Below are 25,992 nucleotides of genomic sequence, written 5' to 3'. Positions count from 1 at the left end.
AAACGATGGAAAGCAGCACTGTCCTCACGGGAATAAATAGCGACAGTGTTGATCTTAAGCTCCGTACATGCACGGAAAATACGAATTGCAATTTCCCCACGATTAGCTACAAGAATTTTACGAATTGTCTTCATTTTAACTCCTCCAATATTTTGTATTTAATCACCATTTTTGAATCATCCAAGCTAGTACGTTACTTTACAAGAATGTTAGAATAGAAACAAATAACTGTAGTATCACACTTTACTTCTACGCAAAACGCAGCAATTTCGATTATTTACCGTGAATCCCATCTAAACGTGCAATGTCGTAAAACTAGTCATATGTACTTTCAATTTTTTATTGCTAAAGCCTTACTTGAATACCAAAACCCCTACCCCCAGAAGGTTACTTCACACAACAAAAGATTAGGTCGTCGGACGACCTCGTGTTATGATTATATGTACTAAATTCTTAAAATTCAATATCTTTTTTATTTTTCATCAATTACTGAACTCTAATTTGTAAAAGATACGTATACGACTATACTTCATGATTAATAAAACAAATTATTGAAAGAACTAATGTGGTATAGTGTTTGAAATTTAATAAAATTCAACAAAGAAATTTTCTCACGTGAACTGATGCCCAGAGATTGTCTAAGTATTGTGGAGCAACTAGCAGACCAGTAACAAATAAGTATATGTGTCATATGAGAGGCACTTTCCGCAATAAAAGCAATGGGCTTAATAGAAATCAAACAAGACACTGGAACATTTATGAAAGAAATCCCCAAAAGTCAATTGTTTTCCCCATTATCTACATCGATGCTAACAAATAATCAAAGTTGTCTAATCTTAATATAGCAGTTTATATTTTAAGAACACTAAATTAAATACTTTCATAATTCTGAAAAATTGTAGTATTATAATAGACAATAAGTTTTTTACTAAGTCATCTGATGACCGGTTGTTTGGTTGTCTTTAAGAAAAGAGCTAAGGAGCGATGAATATGAAAGTAACACTTTTTGCGACTTGTTTAGTCGACATGTTTCAAGGGGATGTAGGAAAAGCAGTCGTCGAAGTATTGGAAAGACTAGGCTGCGACATTGACTTTCCTGAAAGTCAAATTTGCTGTGGTCAACCAGCCTACAATAGTGGCTATGTAGAGGATTCAAAAAAAGCGATGAAAAAAATGATAACTTCCTTCGAGCATGCACAATATGTCGTATGCCCTTCTGGTTCATGCGCTTACATGTTCAAAGAATATCCAGAAGTATTTATGGGCGACCCTGTTTGGGAGAAAAAAGCACAAGAACTTGCAGATAAAACATATGAATTTACTGAATTTATAGTAGATGTTTTAAAAGTAGAAGACGTAGGTGCGCAATTAAAAGGCACAGCAACGTTTCATACATCTTGCCATATGACACGCTTACTTGGTGTGACGGAAGCCCCTTTTACTTTGCTAAGTAATGTAAAAAACTTGAACTACGTTGATTTACCAGGAAAAGATCGTTGTTGTGGATTTGGCGGCACATTCTCTGTAAAAATGGGCAATATTTCAGGACAAATGGTCGACGAAAAGGTACTTAATATTGAAGAAACAGAAGCTGATATCTTAGTTGGCGCCGATGCAGGATGCCTACTCAATATAGGCGGTCGTATTAACCGACAGGGTAAACCGATTAAAGTCATGCATATTGCGGAAGTTTTGAATAGCCGTTAAACGATTTCGAGGAGGGATAACGTATGTCCATGAAAACAAGCAATGATCCATTTAAAAATCGGGTCTCAAAAGAATTAACAAATACATTTATGCGTGGAGCTGTGTCAAGTGCGCAAGAACGGTTCCAAACACGCCGACTTCAACAAGCTGAATACCTAGGACATTGGGAAGAATGGCGCTCACACGGTGAAGAAATTCGCCAGCATGTACTCGAAAATTTAGATTATTACTTAAATGAATTAAGTGAAAATGTTGCCAAAAGAGGTGGAAACGTCTTTTTTGCACAAACAGCTGAAGAAGCAACTGCTTATATCCAAAACATCGCCAAAGAAAAAAACGCCAAAAAAATCGTAAAATCAAAATCAATGGTAACTGAGGAAATCAACATGAACGCTGCCCTCGAGCAGCTTGGTTGTGAAGTGATTGAGACGGACCTTGGCGAATATATTTTGCAAGTAGACGATCATGAACCACCCTCTCACATCGTTGTTCCTGCGTTACATAAAAACAAAGAGCAAATACGCGATGTTTTTAAAGAAAAGCAAGGTTACGACAAAACGGAAAAACCTGAGGAACTAGCACTGTATGTACGTGAGAAACTGCGTAATGAATACTTAACAGCTGATATTGGCATTACGGGCTGTAACTTTGCCATCGCAGAAAGCGGTTCCATTACATTAGTAACAAACGAAGGTAACGCTGATTTAGTGACAGCATTACCAAAAACACAAATTACTGTAATGGGGATGGAACGAATTGTCCCAACATTTGAAGAAATGGAAGTACTCGTTAGTTTATTAACAAGAAGTGCTGTTGGTCAAAAACTAACAAGTTATATTACAACATTAACTGGTGTTAAGGATGAGGGCGATACCGACGGGCCTGAAGAATTCCATTTAGTCATCGTAGATAACGGCCGCTCCGATATTTTAGGTAGTGAATTCCAGCCGATTTTACAATGTATTCGCTGTGCTGCCTGTGTAAACGCTTGCCCAGTTTACCGTCATGTTGGTGGTCATACGTATGGCTCCATTTATTCAGGTCCTGTCGGTGTTGTCTTATCACCATTATTAGGTGGCTACGAGGACTTCAAAGAGCTACCCTATGCCTCTACATTATGCGGCGCTTGTACAGATGCATGTCCTGTGAAAATTCCATTGCATCAGCTAATTCATAGACATCGCCAAGTAATTGTGGAAAACGAAGGAAAAGCACCCGTTTCTGAAAAGCTTTTAATGAAAGCATTCGGTCTTGGCGCCTCTTCCCCATCCTTATATAAAATGGCGACGAAAATGGCTTCACCTGTCATGTCACCTTTTACAAAGGACAATAAAATTTCAAACGGACCTGGTCCATTAAAGGCCTGGACAGAGGAAAGAGATTTCCCTGCACCAAACAAAGAAAATTTCCGTAACTGGTTCCATAACCGTCCAAAAGGAGGCAATGAACAATGACAGGTATCATTCAAAACAAAGATGCATTTTTAAATAAAATTGCCAACCAACTTGGGCGCGCACCGAAGACAAAAATCGAGCGCCCTACGTGGCAATACCAACCACAGGACCGCGTACTCAAAGATGCAACAAAGGACGACTTAGTGGCCGTCTTACAAGAGCAATGCAAAAATATTCATACGAACATGGTCCTTACAAACACAGTCGACCTACCAAATGCACTCCAAACAGTGGTCGATGGCTTTGGCGGTCGTTCCATAATCACATGGAAAGACGAACGTTTTACGCAATATGGTCTAACTAATTTAATGACCGAACAATGGGCCGGGGATGGCATCGAGCTGTATACGTGGGATGAGAAACAGCCAGAGGAAAATATCCGACAAGCAGAACAAGCAAATATCGGCATTACAATCAGTGAAATGACTTTAGCTGAATCCGGAACAGCTGTGTTATTTAGTGACAAAGATAAAGGTAGATCTGTCAGCTTCCTACCTGAAAAATCGATAATTTTGATACCGAAAAGTACAATTGTTCCACGTATGACACAAGCAGCACGATGGATTAGTGAAAAGGTACAAAAAGGTGAGAAAGTCGCTTCATGCATCAATTTCATTACGGGTCCAAGTAACTCGGCGGATATTGAAATGATCCTAGTAGTTGGTGTACACGGACCGATCAAAGCTACTTACATTGTTATAGAAGATCAGTAAAACGATTTATTAATGAGGCTGTCCAAAAAGTCTCTAAAAGCAAAACAACTAGATTTCTATATGGTAAAAACCCGCTACGCTTTCCGCGGGCAAGGCACGAGCCGCATCGCTCGCTGACGCTCCCTGCTGGGTCTCGTGCTCTTGCTTTTCCCGCAGGAGTCTACGCGGGTTTTTACCTGTATATCAAAAAAAAACAGCATGATAGAGCGCTCAGCATAATATTATCACTTTCAAGACAGTCCCCTTCTTTTAGCCTCAGCATCAAATTTCCTGCTTGTTTGTAAACTTCTATCGCTAAGAGTGTGAAATAAAAATTACCTACGCCAAAATTGTGTAAACCTCATGTATTTATTAATTTACAACTTCTTCTACTACTTTACCGTAAAATTCAGGATGCGCCTCTTTTAGGACAGCTGGTCGTAGCAATATGAGTGTTATTACAACAACAATTGTACTCGTCACAAGCAAAATACCCGTCGCTGGTAAATAATCAAACAGTACACCGTAAACTAACATACCAATTGGCATCATTGACATCGCCATCGTTTCCATTAGCCCGAGTACCCTCCCTCGATAGTCCTCTGCAATGAGCTTTTGCATATAAACCCCAAGTGGCATATTAATACCCATTTCAAAAATCGCGAAGATGAAATATAACCCAATAAAAAATAAAACTATATTCATATATGAGAAGTCTACAATTAATGGTAGCACTGCAAATAGTAAGCTACCCGATAGTAGCAATAAATTGATTTTTGAAAAGCGCAATGGTATTTTGATTTCTGCCCGGGTTGCAAAATATAAGGAGGCTGCGAGCATTCCTGCAGCTCCTGCACCCTCTATAAAACCAAAATGTCTAGAATTCACCTCTAGTAATTGGATAATTATATACGTACTACCTATCGCCACCCCAGAGAAAAATAAATTAATCCACACTGAAAGCAACATGATAATCATTATAATTTTATGTTGTTTGACATAACGGAAGCCACCCTTCAAACTAGCAATCACCTTTTCCTTTTCCACATCTTTCTCTCGTGTACTATATAAAGTGAAATTCATTGTTGCCTCTAAACAAAATGCAATCCCATATGCTACCATATGCACAATTAAGAATACATTCATTGGTAAGAATCCATACATCATCCCACCTATTACAGGGCCACCAATTGCGGCTATTGAGATGGACATTTGGTTAAATGACATAGCACTTTGCAAACGCTCAGGATTAACGAGTGTGGCAATTGCAGAACTAAACGTTACCCCTGAAAATGCCGAACATAACGTATATAAAATTGTTGCTACATAAATCGCATTTACCGACATACCGATTGTTTCCGTATAAAGTAACAAGCCACCTGCTGTTAGTATTCCCCCAGCCTGCGCAAGTAAAATCGTACGCTTTTTCGGGAAATTATCTGCTACATAACCTGCAAATGGCGCAACAAGTGCTCTCGGTAATACAGAGCAAATCATATTAATCGCAAAACTCATTGCTGAACCGGTCAACGCTAAAATATACAAACTAATACCGAAAGAAAGGACACTCGATCCCAACATTGCAATCATTTTACTCGCCGTAAATGTCCACAAATGATACGTCGCTTTTCTATACTTCTCTGCTTCACTCATCAAACCCCTCCAATTGTTTAACTTAACTAAAATGTTTAATTTAATTAAACAAAATATACCATATTCTTCTCTTTTCACGCAAGTAAAAGTTTAATATAATTAAACATATGAAAGGGTGAGGCTATGGAGTCTTTAGGCACGCGTATTAGAAAATTACGTAAAGAACAAAAATTAACATTAGAGGCACTAGCCGGAGATCGTTTGACAAAGGGCATGCTGAGCCAAATAGAAAACGATAAAGCCAAGCCTTCGATTGAAAGTTTGCAATATATCGCAGAGCGTCTCGGTGTCGAGGCAAGTGAATTATTGGAACAAGTAAATCCAACTTCATTACGCAATCTTTTAGAGGATGTTGAGTCATTATTTACGAAGTTGAAAAACGGTGATCAGGACAACCATCAACAAATTGTGGATATGATTGAGCCATATGTGACGGAATTGCCACTTTGTTATGAGTCAGGTCGATTACTTTATATTTATGCTGCTGCTCTAAATACGGCTGGTATCGGGACTTGGGAACCTCCACTTATCCAGGCACGTGCAATTTTCAAAGACATTAATTTACTAAGTCATTGGTTTGAAACCTATGTATTACAACTCGGCATATTATTAGAAGACCGCCAGTATGACGCTGCATATGACTGTATTTTGCAAGCAAAAATGGAAAGCGAGCAAGACAACGTTCAATTAGATACACGTGATGCAAGCAAACTGTCGTACTATATTGCCATCATGCAACTAGCAATAGGTGAATACGAAGCCGGGAAAAAGTTAATAAATGAATCAATTACTAATGCACACCAAAATCAGTTGTATTATTACATTGACGATATGTATCGCATTGCTGCTTACTGTGACATGATTGATGGTGATTTCAAACAAGCAGAACATATGTTGAAGAAGCTGGAGCAGTATCGAGTGTTTGCAGAGCATGAAATTGTGGATGCATTGATATTTGTGTTAAAAGCACATTATTATAGTAACTATCTACAGGATTATCAAAAAGCATTAGAAGAAATAGAGTGTTTTAAAGCACTCACACATAGTGATTCTCCACAAATTGATGAAAGCTTTTATTTCGCAGAAAAAGGGAAATCATTGTATTTACTCGGACGTTATGATGAAGCAAAAAAAGCATTTGAACAATTTACTAATGTCCCTGCTTTCATTTTACATCCGTACGATATACTGAGTATGAATGAGTGCTTCTCTTACAAAGCACTTTGCTACGTACAGTTTGGCGAGCTTACAACTGCTTTTGAAATTGCGAAAAAAGCCTATGTTGATACGCTAGATTTAATTGATTTACCGTATAAGCAAACCATCGAGCGTGTTTACTTTGACATTAAAGCACAAATTGACACGAAAAAGGACCTGTAGAAAATTCTTCTACAAGTCCCTTTTTTAAGCCGATTTATGTTGGGCCCTTCTTATTTCGAAAATTTTCGAACCTGAAAACAATAGTAAAGCTAACCAAATAATACTGAATGCCAGTAATTCTACATTACTAAATGGTTCTTTATACAACACTACCCCTAAAATTAACATGGTCGTTGGTGACACGTATTGAATAAACCCTAATAAGTATAGTGGTATATTTTGTGCGCCTTTCGCAAATAAAATTAACGGCACTGCTGTGACGACTCCACTCAAGATCATCAAAATATTTGTTTTTGCATCTACATGTAAAAATGATGCCTGCTCCGTCATAAATAAATAGACATAATAACCAAGCGCAAATGGCAAGATAAATAACGTCTCAAGGGCTAAGCCTCGTGTGGCATCGAACGTAATTTTCTTTTTCAGCACACCATACGTAGCAAATGATAATGCAAGAAGTAAAGCTACCCAAGGGACTGTACCATAATTAATCGTTAAAATAAGGACGGCGATAAACGCAATACCTGTTGCTGCCCATTGTATGCGATTCAGTGATTCTTTGAAGAAAATCACGCCAAAAATAACTGATAGCAATGGGTTGATATAATACCCAAGGCTTGTCTCAATGATACGCTCATGCGTCACAGCCCAAATATATAAATACCAGTTCATCGAAATGAAAAATGAAGCCGCTGCTAACAACCAAAAAACCTTCTTATTTGTCCATAAGTACTTTATATCAGCTACTAACATCTTACGTTTACCAATTAGTATCACGACTAATACCGTAAAGACAAAGGACCAAATAACGCGTCCTAATAATATTTCCATACTGTCCACATGCTCAAGCATTTTCCAGTAAAGTGGGAAAGAACCCCAGATGGCATAAGCTAGAAACGCTGCCCATACCCCTTTTTTCTCGTTTGACATTGCACTATATCTCCTACTCTAGTTGTATCTCTGCAGATTAGACTAATTATAGGACTTAAGCTAAGTACTGTAAATGCTCATTTTGTGTTTGTTGCATTTCAATGTCTATGCGAGCGATATAATAGGTTGATAAGCGTATATAAATGGTGAGTAGCTCTACTTGTTACCCCCTCAAAAAAAGCATCCTGATTAGATTTCATTAATAGTTAAGCTATTGGGGATAATCATGTTATAAAATATCGCATGTTATATAGCGTAAAATGATGGGCTTCAACAAGCGATTGTATCACTCATTAGGTATATTAATTAAGGATGAACTGAGGATTAACCTTATTGATTAATTTACTTAAGTGGCATGAATGTCTAATTAGTTCGAAAAAAACGAACTGGACGTATGGGAGGTAAATATGAATATACAAATATTGAGCTTTAAAGAAAGCGATATTAAAGAAATTGTTTCACTGTTTTACGAAACAGTCCATTCAGTCAATTTAAAAGATTATTCCCAAAACGAATTAGATGCTTGGGCACCAAGAGAGGATAAAGAATCGAAAATTAATTCTTGGAGCGTTTCACTAAGTAAAAATTTATCATTTATAGCAAAAGTCGAGGGAAAAGTTGTGGGCTTTTGCGATTTAACCTATGATGGGCACTTAGACAGATTATATGTTCATAAAGATTATCAAGGTCAAGGTATAGCTTCCGCTTTAGTTGATAAGCTTGAAAGTGAAGCGAAAAAGTTAAATCTGTTTGAAATTGATACAGATGCAAGTATTACAGCCAAGCCATTCTTTGAACACAAAGGCTACTTTACTGTTTGCTCACAAACGGTTGAGCGAAAAGGTGTCAAATTGACTAATTATAAAATGGTAAAAAAGATAATTTGTTCATCCCCTTATACTCTCTTATAAAGTAAAACAAATTTTCTAATAAATATCTAGTTGATTGGAGTGGAAGAGGATGACTCCTAGGGGATCGGCGAGCACTTTGAGACCCTGCAGTAGCGATAGGGGAACGAAGGCTAAAAACGTCACGTCCTGTGACAACGCCTTCATGACCAACATCCTGTAGCTGACGCTTCGCTTTCGCTACATAAAACATCTGTTGACCCAAGCGGCTCAAAGCTCGCCCCTGGAAAGCACCGTCTGTAACGGAAATCAACGGGTCATTCATCTATTACCCTTTTTTGTTCGATTCTAGCTCAGATATGTATTTTCTCACCATACTGTAGCTGATATCAGGGTTAATCTGGCGTTTAATGCGAATGTGAATTTCTTTAATGCCTACCCCCTGCTCGCGTAAATCACGGATCATTGACTTAAGTGGGCCTGAAAGTGATTCCTTTGAGAAAACCGTGAATTTACTTAGCTCAATCAGTAATTCAGTATTTTGGCTACGAAGCTCTTTCATCTCATCTACAATGCAATTATTCTCCGTTATCTTTTTTTGTAACACAACATTTTTCTGTGTCAATTTTTGTATATCTGTTGTAAGTACATCATTTTGTTTTTTTAAGTTTTTTCGCTCTTGCTCTAATACGTATTGCTTTTCACCCAATCCCTCTTGAATGGCGTTGTATAATGCTTCTACTTGCAATAGCTCTTTGTAGCGATCTTGTGGTAACAGCATTAATGTATCAGTTGCTTTCACAGCAAGCGTTCCGTCTTTCAGCGTTTCATAGGATAGTGCTAATTGGTCCATTTTTTTGATCATTGGTCATTCACTCCATTACAAAGATGTTTGTGTAATGGTATAACGTACTTTAACATTCACTAACTTCCTTCGTTTTTGATAATCATTCTCAATTATGTATTATCATAGTTTCTTAAATTCATTTTGTCAAAGCAAAAAGCTCTTTGTACGCAGCTGGTACAAAGAGCTTCACATTTACATTTTTTTTAGTTTTTCATATTCGAGCTGTAATTGTTCAATACGCTTGCGGCCTTCTTCACGGTTTCTCGCTGTTTCTGCTTGAATTTGCTTCGTTTCTTGAATACCACTCATAATTGTTTGCCATGTTGTTTCAATTGTTTCAATCTTAATGCTTGGGCTACCTGCTGTACGTGCAATATTGACGCTATTTTTACTAATATTTTCAGCATTGCGCACTAGCATTTCGTTAGTACGACGATCAAGCTCACTCATTGAATCTGCGATTAACTTTTGACGCTGTAATGTCACCGCATGAATAAGGCCTTGCTTAAAAATCGGAATCGTCGTCACAAATGCTGAGTTAATTTTACCGATAAGGTGATTATTGCCTTGTTGCATTAAACGAATTTGCGGTGCCGATTGGAATGACACTTGCTGCGCCATTTCTAAATCATAACGACGTTGTTCAAGTAACTCAATCGCACGTTGCATAGACTCATATTCCATAGCCGCTAATTGGTCACCAGTTTGCGCTTTTTGCTCAAGTGCAGGTAGTGTCGCACGTACTTGATCTGCCTTTACTTCAATCGCCGCTACATATTTACTTAATGTTTGGAAGTAATTTAAGTTTTGATCATATAAATGTTCAAGGTCTACTGTATTGCGTTTCATTTCGACCTCATATTTTTGAATTTCATTGAAAATCACATCGATTTCCTTATTCATACTGTCATATTTAGAGAGGATTCTTTCAAGTTGCTCCTTACCCTTACTGAAAAGTCTTGTTAGGAAGCCGCCTTTTTTCTCCTCTGTAAAATCTTTCGGGTCGAATTTATCCATAATTTTATTTAAATTATTTAATAGCACACTCGATTCCTCAAGCTTGCTTGCTTTCATCGTAGCAAGCATTCTATCTGAGAACGTGGAAATACCACTTGCCGTTTCCTTCCCAAGTTCAAGCATTGCAATTTGATCTTTCACGTCAATTTTTTGCGCAAGTGCGTGCACTTCTGGATCTTGCTTTAACGCAAGCTGATTTTGTGCAATTTGCGAACGCTCTTGCTCAGACACAAGCTGTGTTGGTGCTGGTGTAGGTTGTAATAACGGATTTGACTGTGGCTGCAATAATGGATTTTCTGAAGCGAATGGATCTTTTGGTTTGAATAAATCATTGTCGAATTCTGACATGCGTAATACCCCCTGCAATTAATATCTATTATGTTAATACGATTGGAAGGTGAAAAAGGTTTCATTTTTTCGAGCACTATTAAAATTGACCATTTATGCCCCTTTAACATCTTCTTTTCCTAAATTATAGCTTGTTTGAAATACAAATACGACTGAATTGCCGAAATAACTCACATCATTTGTTTTGAACTTCAAAAAAGCAGCCACATTAAGTAGCTGCTTTTCCTCATCATGTAGTCACTTTTAGCACCGTTTTAATTTTTTGAATCAGTCCACCTGAGCTATATGTCAGTACACTTCGTTTGTAGAACGATAAGCTAAATAAGTACACGACAACAATTGTGCCAATTAAAAGACCAAGTGATAACATTGGCTCTATCACACCAATATCCGTCGCACCGATTCGCATTGGCATCACCATACCTGATGTAAATGGTATATACGAGAATACTTTGATAAGTATTGTATCTGGGTTACCAATGCCCGACAGCATGACATAAAAGCCGATCAGTGTAACCATTATCGCTGGCATTAAAACCTGCCCTGCTTCCTCCACTTTTGATACAAGTGAACCAAATAATGCCCCGACAATTAAAAATAGCACAATCGTTGAAAGTAAAAAGACAACTACATAAATCAAATACCCAATAGATAAGTCTTGAATGATACTTGTCGCCATATCCCAAATAGCGCCGTCTTTTGCAAACTTCGCGTACAGTAAGAATACCCCGAATATTATGGCCATTTGTGTAATTGCCAGTAGTAGTACCCCTGTGATTTTCGCTTTGAAATGTGTAGTTGGTTTAACACTTACTAGCAACATTTCCATTGCGCGCGAGCCCTTCTCAGATGCAATTTCAGTTGTAATCATCGATAAAAATGTTGAAATGAAGAAGTATATTAAAATACCAACCGCGTACGATACAAATTGACCTGCTTGCTTCTCTTCTTCGCTTTTCCCGCCAGTTGTCTCTTCATTTAGATTCTTATTCGTAATAATCGTTTCTGCCGCCATAATTTGTGCAGCTTGTTCTGGAGACAGTGATAATTGCTGTACAGCATAATGCTGACCTGCATATTGTAACAGTGAAGAAATCGTCGATTGATCATTTAGCTTCAACGGTGTGAATGTTGCAATTTCAGCATGTAATTGACCTTTTTGATCACTTACCTCAACAATTGCTGCTATGTCTCCATCTTTTGCCTGTTGCTCTAACACGCTTAAATCCGTTTCATCCTGAACAAATTCCATATCACCATTTGATATAAAAATCTCACTTAAATCAGCCTTCGTATCATTGATGATGGCAATTTTTTGCGCCTCGTCATCGCCTGTAAAGATTTCTTTAATATCCGACCAGAAAATTGCAACGGACATCACAGCGATATAAAGTAAAGTCATTAACACAAAGGACTTTGACTTTATTTTCGACATATATAGTTGCTTCATTAATAAATTAAACTTCGACAACGTTGCCACCTACCTTATCTTTGAATATTTCATCTAGTGATAAATAATCTAAGCTGAATTTTTCGATGTACTTCCCATTTGAAAGCTTTTCGAAGATAGCTTGTGCAAAACGCTCATCCTCAAGTGTTAACACAGTTTGCTCTTTTTCATCACGTACTTCTTTGACACCTTCAAGCGATTGTAGTTCCGCAATCGACCAATCTGTACGCACAGCGAGCTTCGTTTTACCATACTGTTTCTTCAAGTCTAGTAAGCTTCCTGAAAATAGTGAGACACCACGTTTTAATAAGCATAAATGGTCACATAGTTCCTCGACATTATCCATTTGATGACTTGAGAACAAAATCGTTGTGCCCTGCTCTTTTAAAAGTAAAATGGCATCTTTCAATAAATCTTTATTCAGCGGATCGAGCCCACTAAATGGTTCATCTAAAATTAAAAATTGCGGCTTATGAATGAAACTAGCGATCAACTGTACCTTTTGCTGATTCCCCTTCGACAGAGTCTCCGCTTTATCCTTACGCTTTTCCTCTAAATCAAAACGGCTAATCCAAAAATCGATATCCTTTTTCAGTTCTTCCTTCTTCATGCCGCGTAGTTCACCGAAAAATTGCAGTTGCTCATCTACTTTCATCGTCGGGAAAATACCACGTTCCTCAGGTAAATACCCGAGTACATCACGGTTAATGCTATTAACAGGCTGGCCGTTCCACGTTATCGTGCCAGCAGTCGTTTCCTGTAAATCTAAAATCATACGGAACGTCGTCGTTTTCCCCGCTCCATTTTGGCCAATCAGTCCGAAAATCTCACCTTTTTCAATCGTGAAATTTAAATTATCGACTGCTGTAAAATCCTTATACTTTTTCGTGACATGTTGTAATTGTAATGTCATCTCATATCCTCCTTAACCTTCATATACATGTAGTACTTGCTTCAGTTGTTTTTTACGACCTTGAATTTTCGAAATAGGTATCCACAACAGCAGCCCAACTACTAAACTTATGACACCTATTCCAAATGATGATAAACCTTCTGGAAATTCTGTTAATCCAATGCCTATATTGATAAAACCCAGCAAAATATTTAACAATGTTAATGGAATAAAGAGCTTATTCATTGATTGTAAATAATAAATTTTTGAAGGTGCATCTGAATACAACTCAAATTCTCCATCTGCTGCTTCTTTCCGGAAATAAGCCCAACCTGCGAATTTAGAGACACATTCAATATTCATCGTCTCTAAAAACTCATAATAATCTTTGCTTTTCTTATTGATCCATTCATTACGATAAATGTATTTACCTGGCTCACCCTTCACAAATGTAAAGTAGCCTAAAACATTTTTTCGGAGGTGCCAACCTTGTGTAGCCATTTCATTAACCCATTTTTCTTCTTTTTCATAGTCTAGAAAAAATCGAAACATTTTCTTCTTCATTTATGCTCCTCCTTAACATTTCAGCTTTTAGTGATTGGCGGCATTTTATCGTTTTCATATGTAACCCTCCACTAATCTGTAAACAGATCCAGTTATTCTTTCAATTGCTATCGTAACTTGAACTGGCTTATTAAAGGTATTCCAAATCATACAACCTCAGGATTATTAACAGTACTGATTGTGACTAATCGATATTCCGGAGTATCACTAATCTCAAAACTAAATATTCGGAGATTGAAGACCTAACTATGTTTTGCGAATAATTACCCTTCCCCCTCCGTTATACGGATACCATTGTCAAAAAGTTCCCTTAATCTTAAAATTTCATGATTTACTACTTGTTTGCCTGTTGCAGTAATGATGTATTCCTTTTTTCGACCATCGCCCTCAAGCGCTTCAATCCATTCTCGTTCTTGTAGTGTTTTAATGGCACCATAAATTGTTCCCGCTCCAAGACGTACACGCCCGTTACTCATTTCCTCAACCAATTGCATAATGCCGTACCCATGGCGCGCTTCATACAGCGCCAATAAAATATAATAAACGCCCTCTGTTAATGGCGGATGCTCCTGTGTCATGATAAAAACCTCCTCTATATCGACAATCAATATATCAGCTGACGATACAATTAAAATATATCAGCAGTCGATATAGTTGTCAATTATTATTTTCCATAAAAAAAACAGTGTAGCTATTTTATCTTCGCCACACTGTTTTCATTCAAATTAATTTTTTCGAAAGAATCGCACATAGCCCTAAGAAATCTATGTCGTTCAACTGCCGCTCCGGCCACACAGGCATAAAAGCATCCATTTCAATTCCCTTAGCAATAACCTGTTGACGCCAGTTTGTATTTTGTAATAACACATGTACCTTCTCCGTCAATGCGTTTGTTGAAAAGATGATATTTTCCGTTGGTATTGTTGGGGTAAGCGCATGTCCAACATAAGTAGCCAGTACCTCCGCAATAACTGTACATATCTTGTCAAAGTGCTTCTCATATAATTTGACATCCTCAGCAGAATTGACAAAACAAACTTCAATCAAAATTGCCGGCATTGTCGTACCATTTAAAAAAGCAAGTTCTTGTCTCTTTTTAGCCCCACGATTTTTCAAACCTGAGGCATTTGAAATTGCTTTACTCATTGTAGCAGCTAGTGAAACTGCGTCATAATACAGCACTTCTGTTCCTATACCATGCTGTACTCGCTCCTTACTTACGTTAAAATGTACACTTACATCTACTTTCCGCTTCGTCGTATTATGTTGTCGTACCAAATAACTTAAATTATTGGCCTGACTCTTCGATACATTATCTTCAATTTTTATCGTTGGTATTTTATTCGCCTTCAAGATCTCTTCTACTCGATTGACAACTTTTCTAGCTTCCTCAACCTCATCCAATATATCACTAGTGCCTGATCCAACACACCAATGCCCCGGGCTTATTGTAATCATTTTTAACATCCCTTCTCCCTTTATGAACTATATACAGATTTAATAAGGAAAAAGAGACAATAAACTCAATTACACTCGTAAAAATTGTTCCTCGTATGACCAACTCTGAAAATCCAAGACTATTTTTCGTGTGAGTATTAAAGGAATATGCGGTATCCATATAATATAAAGATATGATTGAAAAAAGAGCGATTTCGTATGAAGTATCTAAAGCCTAATCTCTCATTGTTGTATGTGAGAAATTAGGCTTTTTATTTTTAGGTTTGCGTTATGTTGTGTATACGCATTTTCCGGGCGTTACCCCATATATACTTCATTTCATCTTTTTTAAGTCCCTATTATAATACTGGTAACTTCGTCTTACTGAAAGAACGAAAATTCATCACTAGATGTGCTAACATACCTGCAACCAAACCCCAAAATGCACCACCTACTCCTAAGAGAGTCACATTTGCAGCAGTAGCTAAGAACGTGATAAGTGCTGTTTCACGATTATTTGGGTCCCCTAAAGCTTCTGATAGGCTACTGCCAATCGTCCCCAATAATGCCAAGCCCGCTAGAGTTGCGATAAAAGTCGGAGGTAATATTAAAAATAGTGTTACGAGTGTAACCCCAAAAATACCAACAACTATGTACATCAAGCCACATATTATTCCGGCTAGATAGCGTTTTGATTTGTCTTTATGGGCATCAGGGCTTGTACAAATTGCGGAAGATATGGCTGCGATATTAAAAGCATGTGAGCCAAACGGAGCCATAATTAATGAACCAATACCTGTAACGGCCAATATAGGATTTGCGCTGGTTTCAAATCCATCTCTCCTTAATATCAACATACCCGGGATATATTGCCCGCTTAAAGTGATGATAAATAACGGTAAAGCTACACCAAATAAAGACGTTAAAGAAAACTCAGGCATTGTTAACACTGGTAGCGCAAAATCAAGTCCAATACCTCGAAAATTAACTTTATTAAAAAGGATGAGATATAATAAACCAACAGCTAAAATTCCTACTACAGCAAACCGTGAAACAAGACGCTTTAATACGATATACGTAATAAACAACATTATAACGAAAGCCGGTTCCACTTGGGCTCCGCCAAATGCCGCTATACCAAACTGCAGCAATATACCAGCCAATAAACCAGCTGAAATGCCAGGGGGAATGTATTTAATAAGGCGTTCAAACATTCCCGTCATCCCCAAAATAATGAATCCTATTGCAGAAATGATGTAAGCACCGATTGCTTCATTATATGAAGTAAACAATAATGCCGATGCTAAAAATGCTACCCCCGGAGTAGACCAAGCTGTAATAATAGGCTCTTTATATTTGTAACTCAACCATACTCCTGTTATTCCCACACCTATAGAAAGGGAGAAAACCCATGAGGCGGTTAATTCGGGACTTAGGTTCGCAACTTTAGCAGCTTGGAATACAATCGCAAAAGTTCCTCCATAATTAATAAGAACGGATACTAATGCAGCTATTGATGGAAAAAAAAGATCATCTACATTAATCACATTAGTTTTGGATTTCATCTTGTACTCACCTCTTTAAATGTTAGATTGTTCATCATACTCAGTAACTTTGTAATTCATAATTCGTATTATTTATGAGAAATACTTTTTACAATCTACTGGAAGCAATCGCAAATCTTTAAAAGATTTGTGTTCCATGTTTACAAGTTAGAATATAAAGGGAAGCGGCTTGTTAAAGAAGACACTCGCCTACTCACTTTCGATAGCTCTTGCTCATTTTCGATATTCTTAAGAGTTATTGCAACGAGTTCGCCAATCTCATCCATCGCTTCCTCGTCAAAACCACGTGATGTCACGGCTGCCGTGCCAAGACGGATTCCGCTTGTTACAAACGGTTTCTCTGGATCAAAAGGGATTATATTCTTATTAGCCGTAATACCCACTTTATCAAGCGTTATTTCTGCAGCCTTTCCTGTTACGCCAAGTGAACGCAAATCCAACAAAAGCAAGTGGTTATCCGTTCCATTTGAAACAATGTCTATACCTTCCGATTTTAACTTCTCTGCCAATCGTCTTGCGTTCGTAACGATAGCTTGTGCATACACTTTAAAGTCATCAGTAAGCGCCTCGCCAAGTGCTACAGCTTTTGCGGCAATCACGTGCATAAGAGGTCCACCCTGAATACCTGGAAAAACGGATTTATCAAGCTTTTTACCATACTCTTTTGCAGTCTCCTCATTACACAAGATCATACCTCCACGAGGTCCACGGAGTGTTTTATGGGTTGTTGTTGTCACAAAATGAGCATAAGGAATTGGGTTTGGATGTAGGCCTACAGCGATTAGGCCGGCAATGTGCGCAATATCCGCCATAAAGAAAGCACCCACTTCATCGGCAATCTCGCGAAATTTCTTGAAATCAATTTCTCTTGGATAAGCGCTGGCCCCTGCAATAATCAGCTTCGGCTTTGTTTTCTGAGCAACTTCAAGGACATGATCGTAATCAATATGTTGGTTATCCTCACGAACACCGTACTGAACAAAGTTAAATTGCTTCCCGCTAAAATTGACTGGACTTCCGTGGGTTAAGTGTCCACCATGAGACAAATTCATCCCTAATACAGTGTCTCCTTGTTCAAGAATTGTGTAGTAAACAGCCATGTTTGCCTGTGAACCGGAATGAGGCTGAACATTCACATATGATGCACCAAAAATCTCTTTTGCGCGTTCACGAGCAATCTCTTCAGCAATATCAACGTACTCACAACCTGCATAATATCTGTGTCCTGGATAGCCTTCAGCATATTTATTCGTCAGAACTGACCCTTGCGCTTCCATCACTGCCTTTGAAACAAAGTTTTCAGAGGCGATTAATTCAATTTTTGCTCTCTGACGCTCTAGTTCGTTTTTAATAGCTTCATAAATTTTCAAATCTTGCATTTTGATATGATTCATCGCTTGATTCTCTCCATTCACTAATTAATTGGTCACCCTAATTCCTATCCGAGTAGGTTTTAATATCTCATCTAAAAGTTGAAGGTAACTATTAAACCAAATTGGGCTTAAATATCTTTCCATCTTCAAACGGACTCTCTTTTGCGGTTAGTTGATGTGGTTTAATGCAATAAACTTGGACTGCCGATCCATAAACAGCAGATCTATATTTATCAACATGTTGTTTGGAAAGTGGTCGACTATAGTAACCTGGAACGTATTTATCCATCATCTCCTGCAACATACTTGTCGCTTCCCCTAAATCAATGACAGGCTCCGCTTCCCCGAAAAGCATGACACTCATATAAGCTGTATCTGTCTTTGCTGGAACGGGGTCAGTAATTGTGCCGTATTCCGCACATACTGTGAAACAGACTTTAGCATTATCCTTCATGATTTGGTTCCTTCTTCCTCCCTCTGCACCATGAAAATAGATCTTGTCATGCAACCATACAAAATTTAGAGGTACTACATATGGATGTTTCCCGTCTGATAAGCCAAGATGACCAACCCTCGAAGTACGTAGAAAATTCTCGATTTTTTTCTGATTCTTACACTCCCGCGCCTGATACCGTACTGAATTCAAATCGGATCCACTCCTTTTTTGTTCTTCCTGCTGTCATCCTTAATGAACATACATTACGCAAACCTTTCGCGTATGTGTGAAAGTGGATGTATCAACAGGTTTTTCCACTTGTATGTAGTTTAGTAGTTATTGGAATGGTATGATATATCCAAATATACAGATTTTTATCAGTCCATAAAGGAGTGCGATGTAAAGTGCTGCAAATAGATCGACACGATAATAAACCAATCTGGAAACAGCTACTTAATCAAGCTATACATAATATCACAAGCGGAAAATGGAAAGCTGGTTATCGGTTGCCCCCGACTCGCGAACTCGCTCAACAATTAGGAATCGCTCGTTCAACGGTACAGGCAATGTATGAAGAACTCTTTAGTAGAGGATATACTGTTACCTCACGTCGTGGAGGAACACGAGTAAGCGACTGGAACCAGCCCTTGATTTCAAAGGAAGAGAGATCAGTTCACCGCCTGACACCACCTTCCCTTCCTGTTTTAGAAGAAGCAGTAGACCGATTACATGATTGGTCCGGAGAGAAAAGCAATAACGCTAGTGATATTGATTTTTCCCCCCATGAGCCTTATCTAGATCCACTATTTCAGAAAAAATGGAGGCAATCATTTCTCCACGCTTCGGCCAAAGCTGACTTGTCCTGCTGGACGTATGGAAACTCTTTTGGATACGAACCATTACGATGCCAAATCCAACACTATTTATCAGTAGAAAGAGGAATCCATGTTGATATTGAACAGATTTTACTTACATCCGGAGCTCAGCAAAGCATAGACTTAATCACACAAGCACTTCTTTTAGAGGGAGACACAGTAGCTGTTGAGGATCCCGGATTTCCTCCTGCTTGGCTGACAATGATGTACCGAAAGATGAACATCATGCCTGTGCCAGTCGATGAACAAGGTATAGTGGTCGACTGTATTCCTAAACAATCTAAACTTGTCTTTGTTACGCCTTCCCATCAGTCTGCAACCGGTGTGATCATGTCTGTAAAGCGGAGAAGGCAATTATTTGAATCGGCCATTCGCAACCAATCCTGGATTATAGAAGACGATTATGATAGTGAATTTCGCCATAGTGGTGAGCCGCTTCCGACATTGTTTAGCCAAGAGCCTGCGTGTACAATCTACCTGATGAGCTTTTCCAAAATGATTGCTCCAGGAATTCGAATTTCAGCCATTGTTGGACCAGTTGAAGCAATAGCCCAAATAGCTCGCGTACAAAAACTCACTTCTCGGCAACTTCCTATCATGGAGCAGTTAACGCTTACTCATTTTATTGAGCACGGCCATTTCATGCTACATATGAGACGAGTCAGAAATGTCTACCGTCGCAGACACGAGGCCATGATAAAAGCGATCGCTTCGACCAAATTAGGAGAAGTTTTTTCAGTCAAAGGCGTAGAAACGGGTCTGCATATGTTACTAGAAGCAGGTGAAGATTTTAATGAAGAAGAAATGACAAATAAAGCATTAGAGAACGGGGTCCGTGTCTACCCTCTCAGCCCTTATTGTCTCGAAAGTACGCGAAAAGGGTGGGTATTAGGATACTCCAAAGTGGATGAAGAAGCGATTATGCGTGGCATTAGTCAATTGTCTAATATTATTAGGTAATGTCAGTTTTAAAAAATGAGGACTTTCCCAAAAGTCAGATATCACTGACTTTTGGGAAAATCCCTTCTTATATTTCAAAATCATCATTTTCTAGTTACGACTGGTAGAGAAAAGTCTATAAACTATCGTGCCTTAAGCCCTCCCTTTCATCTGACTCCAACGACCATGGTGCATCACTGTCTATCGCTCCCTCAAGGGAAGCACTCATAGGAGATTTATCTTATTCAGGTTGCTACTACCAGCATTTAATGTAATCGGCCATAGAAGGGTTGTTTCAAATGATAATCATCATTGAACGTGCATATGGTCAGGATATTCATAAAAATTCTATTATCGTACGTATTATGACAATAGAAGGCAAAGTGATTCAAACCTTTTCTATTGCATTTCATTGATTGGATTAAAGAACACGGTTGTAACACGTAGCTATGGAAAGTACAGGTGTATATTGGAAACCAATTGTTATTATTACTCATAGGCTTACTCAAGTATGATAGTCCAATTTTAAAATAGCTACGAGCTGTTCATTTAAATAGCATGCACTCTCCGTAAAATCATTGTTGTACCATTCAATGATCATGCCGATAAGCGCATTGGCATGATACGCACTTATATAATCGACACTAATCTCACCTATTTCATTTTGAGCCATGTCTCTTTTCAGTAATTCGTGAATTTTTTCAAACAACATATAATAATAGGTTAGTGGAACATTCTTTGAAAATACAATCAGATAAAACTTTTTATATTTCTCAATATGATGAAATATCCGCACTGTTTTAGCATCAAGCAAACTTTTATTGAACTTATAAACGGCTCTATATGGCTCCTCGTAGGATTGCTCTAAGTCCATCATAATTTCCTTAAAGTATTCTTCAAATAGCTTTTCTTTTTGTTCATAGTGTAAATAAAATGTTCCCCTATTCACCTTGGCCTCACGACATATTTCGGCGATTGAAATATTCTCTAAAGGTTTTTTCCCTAACAATGTGAGTAAAGCCGCGTGTAATGCTTGTTTTGTTTTCACCACGCGCAAATCTTGTCCAGTCATTTTTTCACCTCATAATTGAACAGTTTTTTTAAATGTGTTTATTATTGAACAGTTCCTATATTTCTGAGTATTGAAATCACTTACGCTATTATTATATTATTTTATTGAACACATGTTCAATACATAACCTGATTCACTGGTTGCCCTAGCACCCACTAAATCAGATTATATCCTCCGGCGGATGTCACAAATTTTGTAAAGGTGTTTATCGTGCGTGCACGATACAAAATTCGGACGCAATTTCACCGAGGCGAAATTGATATTAATAGGAGGTCTTTTTGATGAGATTAGAAGGCAAAGTAGCAATTGTTACAGGAGCAGCTTCAGGCATGGGTAAAGCAATTGCTGAAGGTTATGCAAAAGAAGGCGCAAGAGTGGTCGTTTCTGATTTAAATTTAGAAGGAGCGCAGGCTGTTGTCGATGCTATTCAAGCAGCCGGCGGCGAGGCAATCGCAGTACAAACAAATGTCGCATCAACTGAAGACTTACAACGCTTATTTGATGAAACAAAAAGTGCTTTTGGCAATTTAGATATTTTAGTAAACAATGCAGGTATTATGGATGGCATGGAGCCTGTTGGTGAAATTTCTGACGAACGTTGGGACAAAGTATTCGCAGTAAATACAACTGCAGTAATGCGTTCAATGCGTATGGCAACAGACATTTTCTTAGCACAAGGTCACGGTGTATTCGTCAATAATATTTCAGCTGGCGGTTTATATGGTGCACGTGCAGGAGCAGCTTATACTGCCTCGAAACATGCTGTTGTTGGCTTAACAAAAAACACAGCATTCATGTATGCTGATAAAAACATTCGTTGTAACGGTATTGCACCAGGTGCTGTTGCCACAAACATCTCTTCTTCTATGGCAAATATCAGCCATGCAGGAGTTGCGCGTCAGGGATTAGGGATGGCCATTAATCCACGCATTGGACAACCAGAAGAAATTGCACAACTTGCTATTTTCTTAGGCTCTGACGAATCTAGCTTTATCAATGGACAAGTAGTTACAGCTGATGGTGGCTGGACAGCTTACTAACAAAAAGAATGCACGTACATGGACCAAATCCTGTGCGTGCATTTTATATATTAATTGGGGTAGTAAAGCACTTAGATTAACAGTGTTTTAGGATTCACTAAGTCCATTGTGCTTACTGACGACATACTACTTAGCGAAACACTTTTTAGTATCCCTATTCGCTGTTGCCACTTCGTGTATCTTCATATTTGTGCTTTTGCACGCCAATATTGAACCCATAAGTACACTAAATTAGCTGTACCTTGATTTCAAGCTCTCTAACACTGCCATTAAAACAGTGCTAACGTTTGTTGTTCTACTTCTTCAGTTTAATGACTACGATCTTCCTCACGATAAGGATTCACATAGAAAATACAATCCTCTGCATTTGATGATTCATCCATGATTTAATTTCCGTGAACCACTTGTTTCTTCAAAGCCATTAACACATCATAATCCAAGAAAAGTCGATCCATTGTGCTCACAGACATACGTTAATCAAAGCCAAAATCATTGGCCAGCATCTGACTAATCGCCACCGCACTAGGTTGACCGTTCAATACAAGAGAATACGCTATATACTCAAAAGTCTCACCGTACGCGAGTTGTGCCTTCGTTGTTTTCACTAGTTCAACATCTTTTTCTATCTTTTCCTGCGCTATTAGGTATTTTTGAATAGATTGAGCGTTTCTTGAACTTTAAATACTGTAAAAAATCAGCATTCACTTTACCGAAATCACTTGATTTAGAGATACTAACCTTTGCTATATTGCCATCTGGCAATCCATTATTATCATTAGATTGGCAGCCCACAAGGATAAAAGACAATGAGAAAAGATATAACAAGAACTTTTTCATATAGTCCCCCTTCAATCCTATTTTTCTAGTACATTCAGACGAAACAGACCCTCTTTACACTTCTTAATATTACCATTATTCTCAAAATTTAAGGTTACATAGAATGATCGATTTGTTAGGACATATTTCATCGTATTCAAGGAATATATAAGGTAGGGACTATACAAATTACGATGAAGGGACGTGTAATAATGCCAGTCACAATTTACGAACAACAATGTATTAGTTGTAGGCATGTATGGACATTTAGAACGGACAATTCGATTGAGGCACATAATTCACAGTCTTGTCCAAGATGTAATGATTCAAATGCTACTTTGATTAGCGTGAATCATATAGATAAGTAATCCTTTTAACAGCATAAGAGAAAGTTACATCACTCGTTTTAAGACGATCAGCGATTGTAAATGGGGCTGTATCGAGTGAATCCTTTAATCTCTTATAATCATCGCTTCGTTCACGTTGAAAGGCTTGGTAAACATCCGCCTTACGCTCGCTACCAGAAACGCTTAAACGGCCTGAGCCCTTTAGAATTCAGGGCTCAAGCCGTTTAACGTATTTATATTATTTCCACTGTCTACTTGACGGGGAGCAGTTTATTTTATGTAATGTGGCTACTTTTGGGTTGTTTTATTTTAATGACATCATATTACCTATTTCTTTACGTCTACTTGAAGATGGAATGTTCAGTTCTTCTCGATACTTACTAATCGTACGCCTTGAAATAGTAATTCCTTTTTCATTTTTAAAATAACTTGCAATTTTTTGATCTGATAAAGGTTTTAATTTATTTTCTTGTGCAATGAAATCCTCTAACAGTCGCTTTACCTTCGTTTGGGATATGGCATTTCCATCTACAGTATCTAACTTTGATGTAAAGAATACCCGAAGGTCAAAAGTGCCTTTTGGCGTTTGAATAATTTTATTCATTGTAGCCCTGCTAACAGTGGACTCATGCATTCCTATTTCTATTGAAACTTCTTTTAATGTTAAGGGATTGAGTGCTGTAAATCCGTCCTTAAAAAAATTTTCCTGTTTTTCAATAATAACCTTTACTATTTTCAAGATGGTTTGACGTCGTTGTTCAATGCTGCTTAGCAACCACTGATAACTATTATAGTGAGTAGTAATATACTTTGACATTTCATCTTTATTTTTTTGAAAACTTGAATACTCATTATTAAAATGAATACTAGGCAAATAACTGTCATTTAGATAAAAAGAAAGGCCCTTCTCTTTTATCTCCACAATTATATCTGGGTTCACATATTCTACTGAAAAGTCAGATATATGAGCGCATGGTCTAGGATCGAGCGTTAGAATAAAGTCGTAAATTTCTTTTACAGTGTCTAAAGGTGTTTTCAGGTGAGTAGCAATTTGATCCCATTTTCTATTAGCTACCAGGTCCAAGTGGTGTTGAATTAGAAATTCAGCTAGTTCTACTTGAGGGAAATTTTTTGGTATTTGCAATAATAAGCACTCTTTTAAACTCCTTGCGCCTATCCCTAAAGGCCCTACATGTTGCAGAAGTTGAATTCCTCTGTCAATATCAATTTCAGCGTATTCGTCATAAAAAAATGGATCATTTTCATTGAAGTTTAAATATCCATTATCATCTAAATTATTTATGAGATATCTGATTAGCTTTTGATCTTGGCTATCCTTAAATAACAATACAGCTTGTTCATAGAGTTTATTTCTCATACCTATATCATGACTCGTTAATAAATCACTTGCCATGCTAGAGGAGCTATTCGAACTCAATTGACTGTTAGGTTTTCCTACATACGAAGGATCATTTTCTTGTTCTTTTAAGTATATTAAGGGATTTTCCATCTCTTGATCTTTTATGTATTGATAGAGTTCATATGTCGAATATTGTAATAATGAGATGGCTTGTCTTAATTCACTTGTCATTCTCAGATTAAGTTCCTGTCTTTGATGAGTTATAATCTCCATAATGTCCCCCCTGTCCATTCGTGTATATGGAACACTTATAATCATGTTTAGACTATTATAGTATAACTTGTATGACTACTCTATTATTAAATTGAATATTTAGAAATGATTTTTTCGTAGTAGAAATAACTGGAAAAATATCAAAAATATGCGGAAATAATTTTTTACAACGACTTAATGTTACATTAGTAGTGGTATCACCTTACTTGGTGAAATTCGGTTGGTGGAGGAACTGGAAGAAACCAAGTAGGAAGGTGAGGAAACTCATTGGATTAGGTGTGCCAAAGGGAAAGTAGATGAATAGGGTAATTTTCGGAAAAAATCACTAGCGCATATCCAAAAGTCCGAGATGACAAAGAGCCCTCGGAAACTCCTATTAGAGTTCCCAAGGGCTCAAAAGTCTTGTATCTCGTTATGAAACTTTGAATCATTACACCAAAATCTGTAATTGACAGCACATTCCACTCCAGGCGGACGCTTTCCTGGGGGCGAACCTTGAGCCTCCTCGTCGCTTCGCTCCTGCGGGGTCTCAAGCTGTTCGCTAATCCCCAAGGAGTCGCCGCCTTCCGTTCCATGTGCTTACTTCTTTTATGAAAACAAGTACAGGTTTCGGTGATAACCCATAATATTACTTAAAAAAGTATCTAAAAATGTTGAACGAAAGCATTTAGTCTATT

At 37.8% G+C, this 25,992-nt stretch carries 23 protein-coding genes; 7 read left to right on the top strand and 16 right to left on the bottom strand.

Features of this window, described 5'->3' with window-relative positions; all coding sequences use genetic code 11:
- On the bottom strand, positions 1-134 hold a 134-nt coding region (locus ACIQ2D_RS15775), incomplete at its 3' end, for a biotin carboxylase N-terminal domain-containing protein (protein ID WP_402865660.1).
- Positions 135-990: 856 nt separating this feature from the next.
- On the opposite strand from ACIQ2D_RS15775, the gene ACIQ2D_RS15770 reads away from it, so the two are divergent.
- The 3 genes from ACIQ2D_RS15770 to ACIQ2D_RS15760 are packed head-to-tail and all read left to right on the top strand — an operon-like array spanning position 991 to position 3,874.
- Entirely contained in the window at positions 991-1,707 is a 717-nt protein-coding gene (locus ACIQ2D_RS15770) for a (Fe-S)-binding protein (RefSeq protein WP_402865650.1), read from the top strand.
- A 23-nt stretch (positions 1,708-1,730) separates the two neighbouring features.
- Complete coding sequence (locus ACIQ2D_RS15765) at positions 1,731-3,161, top strand: LutB/LldF family L-lactate oxidation iron-sulfur protein (protein WP_402865648.1); 1,431 nt, start codon at positions 1,731-1,733, stop codon at positions 3,159-3,161.
- Positions 3,158-3,874 (top strand): LutC/YkgG family protein, encoded by a 717-nt coding sequence (locus ACIQ2D_RS15760; RefSeq protein WP_402865646.1) that lies wholly within the window; start codon positions 3,158-3,160, stop codon positions 3,872-3,874. Before ACIQ2D_RS15765 ends, ACIQ2D_RS15760 begins: the two co-directional genes overlap by 4 nt.
- A gap of 351 nt (positions 3,875-4,225) precedes the next feature.
- On the opposite strand, the gene ACIQ2D_RS15755 is transcribed toward ACIQ2D_RS15760, so the two are convergent.
- On the bottom strand, positions 4,226-5,506 hold the full coding sequence (locus ACIQ2D_RS15755) for an MFS transporter (RefSeq protein WP_402865644.1): 1,281 nt from the start codon (positions 5,504-5,506) through the stop codon (positions 4,226-4,228).
- Between the two features lie 123 nt (positions 5,507-5,629).
- Between ACIQ2D_RS15755 and ACIQ2D_RS15750 the strand changes: the two genes are divergently transcribed.
- A complete protein-coding gene (locus tag ACIQ2D_RS15750; RefSeq protein ID WP_402865643.1) occupies positions 5,630-6,886 on the top strand; it encodes a helix-turn-helix domain-containing protein in 1,257 nt (418 codons plus the stop codon).
- Between the two features lie 24 nt (positions 6,887-6,910).
- Here the strand turns inward: ACIQ2D_RS15750 and rarD are convergent, their stop codons facing one another.
- The gene (gene rarD, locus ACIQ2D_RS15745) at positions 6,911-7,816 is read right to left on the bottom strand and encodes an EamA family transporter RarD (RefSeq protein WP_402865641.1); all 906 of its coding nucleotides are present in this window, start codon (positions 7,814-7,816) and stop codon (positions 6,911-6,913) included.
- 413 nt (positions 7,817-8,229) lie between these two features.
- On the opposite strand from rarD, the gene ACIQ2D_RS15740 reads away from it, so the two are divergent.
- Positions 8,230-8,727 (top strand): GNAT family N-acetyltransferase, encoded by a 498-nt coding sequence (locus tag ACIQ2D_RS15740; RefSeq protein ID WP_402865658.1) that lies wholly within the window; start codon positions 8,230-8,232, stop codon positions 8,725-8,727.
- A 265-nt stretch (positions 8,728-8,992) separates the two neighbouring features.
- Here ACIQ2D_RS15740 and ACIQ2D_RS15735 read toward each other — a convergent pair whose 3' ends face one another.
- The 10 genes from ACIQ2D_RS15735 to ACIQ2D_RS15690 all read right to left on the bottom strand — a co-directional run bounded on the left by ACIQ2D_RS15735 (position 8,993) and on the right by ACIQ2D_RS15690 (position 18,803).
- Positions 8,993-9,529, bottom strand: a complete 537-nt coding sequence (locus ACIQ2D_RS15735; protein WP_402865639.1) for a hypothetical protein — start codon at positions 9,527-9,529, stop codon at positions 8,993-8,995.
- A gap of 174 nt (positions 9,530-9,703) precedes the next feature.
- Positions 9,704-10,876 (bottom strand): toxic anion resistance protein, encoded by a 1,173-nt coding sequence (locus ACIQ2D_RS15730; protein WP_402865637.1) that lies wholly within the window; start codon positions 10,874-10,876, stop codon positions 9,704-9,706.
- A 229-nt stretch (positions 10,877-11,105) separates the two neighbouring features.
- Entirely contained in the window at positions 11,106-12,356 is a 1,251-nt protein-coding gene (locus ACIQ2D_RS15725; RefSeq protein ID WP_402865635.1) for an ABC transporter permease, read from the bottom strand.
- Positions 12,334-13,239 (bottom strand): ABC transporter ATP-binding protein, encoded by a 906-nt coding sequence (locus tag ACIQ2D_RS15720; protein ID WP_402865633.1) that lies wholly within the window; start codon positions 13,237-13,239, stop codon positions 12,334-12,336. Before ACIQ2D_RS15720 ends, ACIQ2D_RS15725 begins: the two co-directional genes overlap by 23 nt.
- Before the next feature lie 12 nt (positions 13,240-13,251).
- Complete coding sequence (locus ACIQ2D_RS15715) at positions 13,252-13,782, bottom strand: DUF2812 domain-containing protein (protein ID WP_402865631.1); 531 nt, start codon at positions 13,780-13,782, stop codon at positions 13,252-13,254.
- Between the two features lie 263 nt (positions 13,783-14,045).
- Positions 14,046-14,360 carry a PadR family transcriptional regulator gene (locus ACIQ2D_RS15710; protein ID WP_402865629.1) on the bottom strand — a complete coding sequence of 105 codons (315 nt, stop codon included), beginning with the start codon at positions 14,358-14,360 and terminating at the stop codon, positions 14,046-14,048.
- A gap of 142 nt (positions 14,361-14,502) precedes the next feature.
- Positions 14,503-15,240: an N-acetylmuramoyl-L-alanine amidase gene (locus ACIQ2D_RS15705; protein ID WP_402865627.1), complete on the bottom strand. Its 738-nt coding sequence runs from the start codon at positions 15,238-15,240 to the stop codon at positions 14,503-14,505.
- A gap of 338 nt (positions 15,241-15,578) precedes the next feature.
- Positions 15,579-16,784: a benzoate/H(+) symporter BenE family transporter gene (locus tag ACIQ2D_RS15700; RefSeq protein WP_402865626.1), complete on the bottom strand. Its 1,206-nt coding sequence runs from the start codon at positions 16,782-16,784 to the stop codon at positions 15,579-15,581.
- Positions 16,785-16,924: 140 nt separating this feature from the next.
- Positions 16,925-18,178 (bottom strand): serine hydroxymethyltransferase, encoded by a 1,254-nt coding sequence (glyA, locus tag ACIQ2D_RS15695; RefSeq protein WP_402865624.1) that lies wholly within the window; start codon positions 18,176-18,178, stop codon positions 16,925-16,927.
- A 91-nt stretch (positions 18,179-18,269) separates the two neighbouring features.
- Positions 18,270-18,803: a pyridoxamine 5'-phosphate oxidase family protein gene (locus ACIQ2D_RS15690; RefSeq protein WP_402865622.1), complete on the bottom strand. Its 534-nt coding sequence runs from the start codon at positions 18,801-18,803 to the stop codon at positions 18,270-18,272.
- Between the two features lie 194 nt (positions 18,804-18,997).
- On the opposite strand from ACIQ2D_RS15690, the gene pdxR reads away from it, so the two are divergent.
- Positions 18,998-20,428, top strand: a complete 1,431-nt coding sequence (gene pdxR, locus ACIQ2D_RS15685; RefSeq protein WP_402865620.1) for a MocR-like pyridoxine biosynthesis transcription factor PdxR — start codon at positions 18,998-19,000, stop codon at positions 20,426-20,428.
- Between the two features lie 484 nt (positions 20,429-20,912).
- Here pdxR and ACIQ2D_RS15680 read toward each other — a convergent pair whose 3' ends face one another.
- Positions 20,913-21,479: a TetR/AcrR family transcriptional regulator gene (locus ACIQ2D_RS15680; protein ID WP_402865618.1), complete on the bottom strand. Its 567-nt coding sequence runs from the start codon at positions 21,477-21,479 to the stop codon at positions 20,913-20,915.
- A 281-nt stretch (positions 21,480-21,760) separates the two neighbouring features.
- On the opposite strand from ACIQ2D_RS15680, the gene ACIQ2D_RS15675 reads away from it, so the two are divergent.
- Positions 21,761-22,519 carry an SDR family oxidoreductase gene (locus tag ACIQ2D_RS15675; protein WP_402865616.1) on the top strand — a complete coding sequence of 253 codons (759 nt, stop codon included), beginning with the start codon at positions 21,761-21,763 and terminating at the stop codon, positions 22,517-22,519.
- Between the two features lie 609 nt (positions 22,520-23,128).
- Here ACIQ2D_RS15675 and ACIQ2D_RS15670 read toward each other — a convergent pair.
- Both ACIQ2D_RS15670 and rpoN read right to left on the bottom strand, forming a co-directional pair.
- Positions 23,129-23,356 carry a hypothetical protein gene (locus ACIQ2D_RS15670; protein ID WP_402865614.1) on the bottom strand — a complete coding sequence of 76 codons (228 nt, stop codon included), beginning with the start codon at positions 23,354-23,356 and terminating at the stop codon, positions 23,129-23,131.
- Between the two features lie 630 nt (positions 23,357-23,986).
- Positions 23,987-25,315 (bottom strand): RNA polymerase factor sigma-54, encoded by a 1,329-nt coding sequence (gene rpoN, locus ACIQ2D_RS15665; RefSeq protein WP_402865612.1) that lies wholly within the window; start codon positions 25,313-25,315, stop codon positions 23,987-23,989.
- Positions 25,316-25,992: the final 677 nt, after the last annotated feature.

The sequence above is a fragment of the Lysinibacillus sp. NPDC097287 genome (assembly GCF_044761695.1).
Classification (GTDB): Bacteria; Bacillota; Bacilli; order Bacillales_A; family Planococcaceae; genus Lysinibacillus.
Note: the sequence above shows the minus strand (reverse complement) of the source record. Positions and strands in the feature narration are given on the sequence as shown.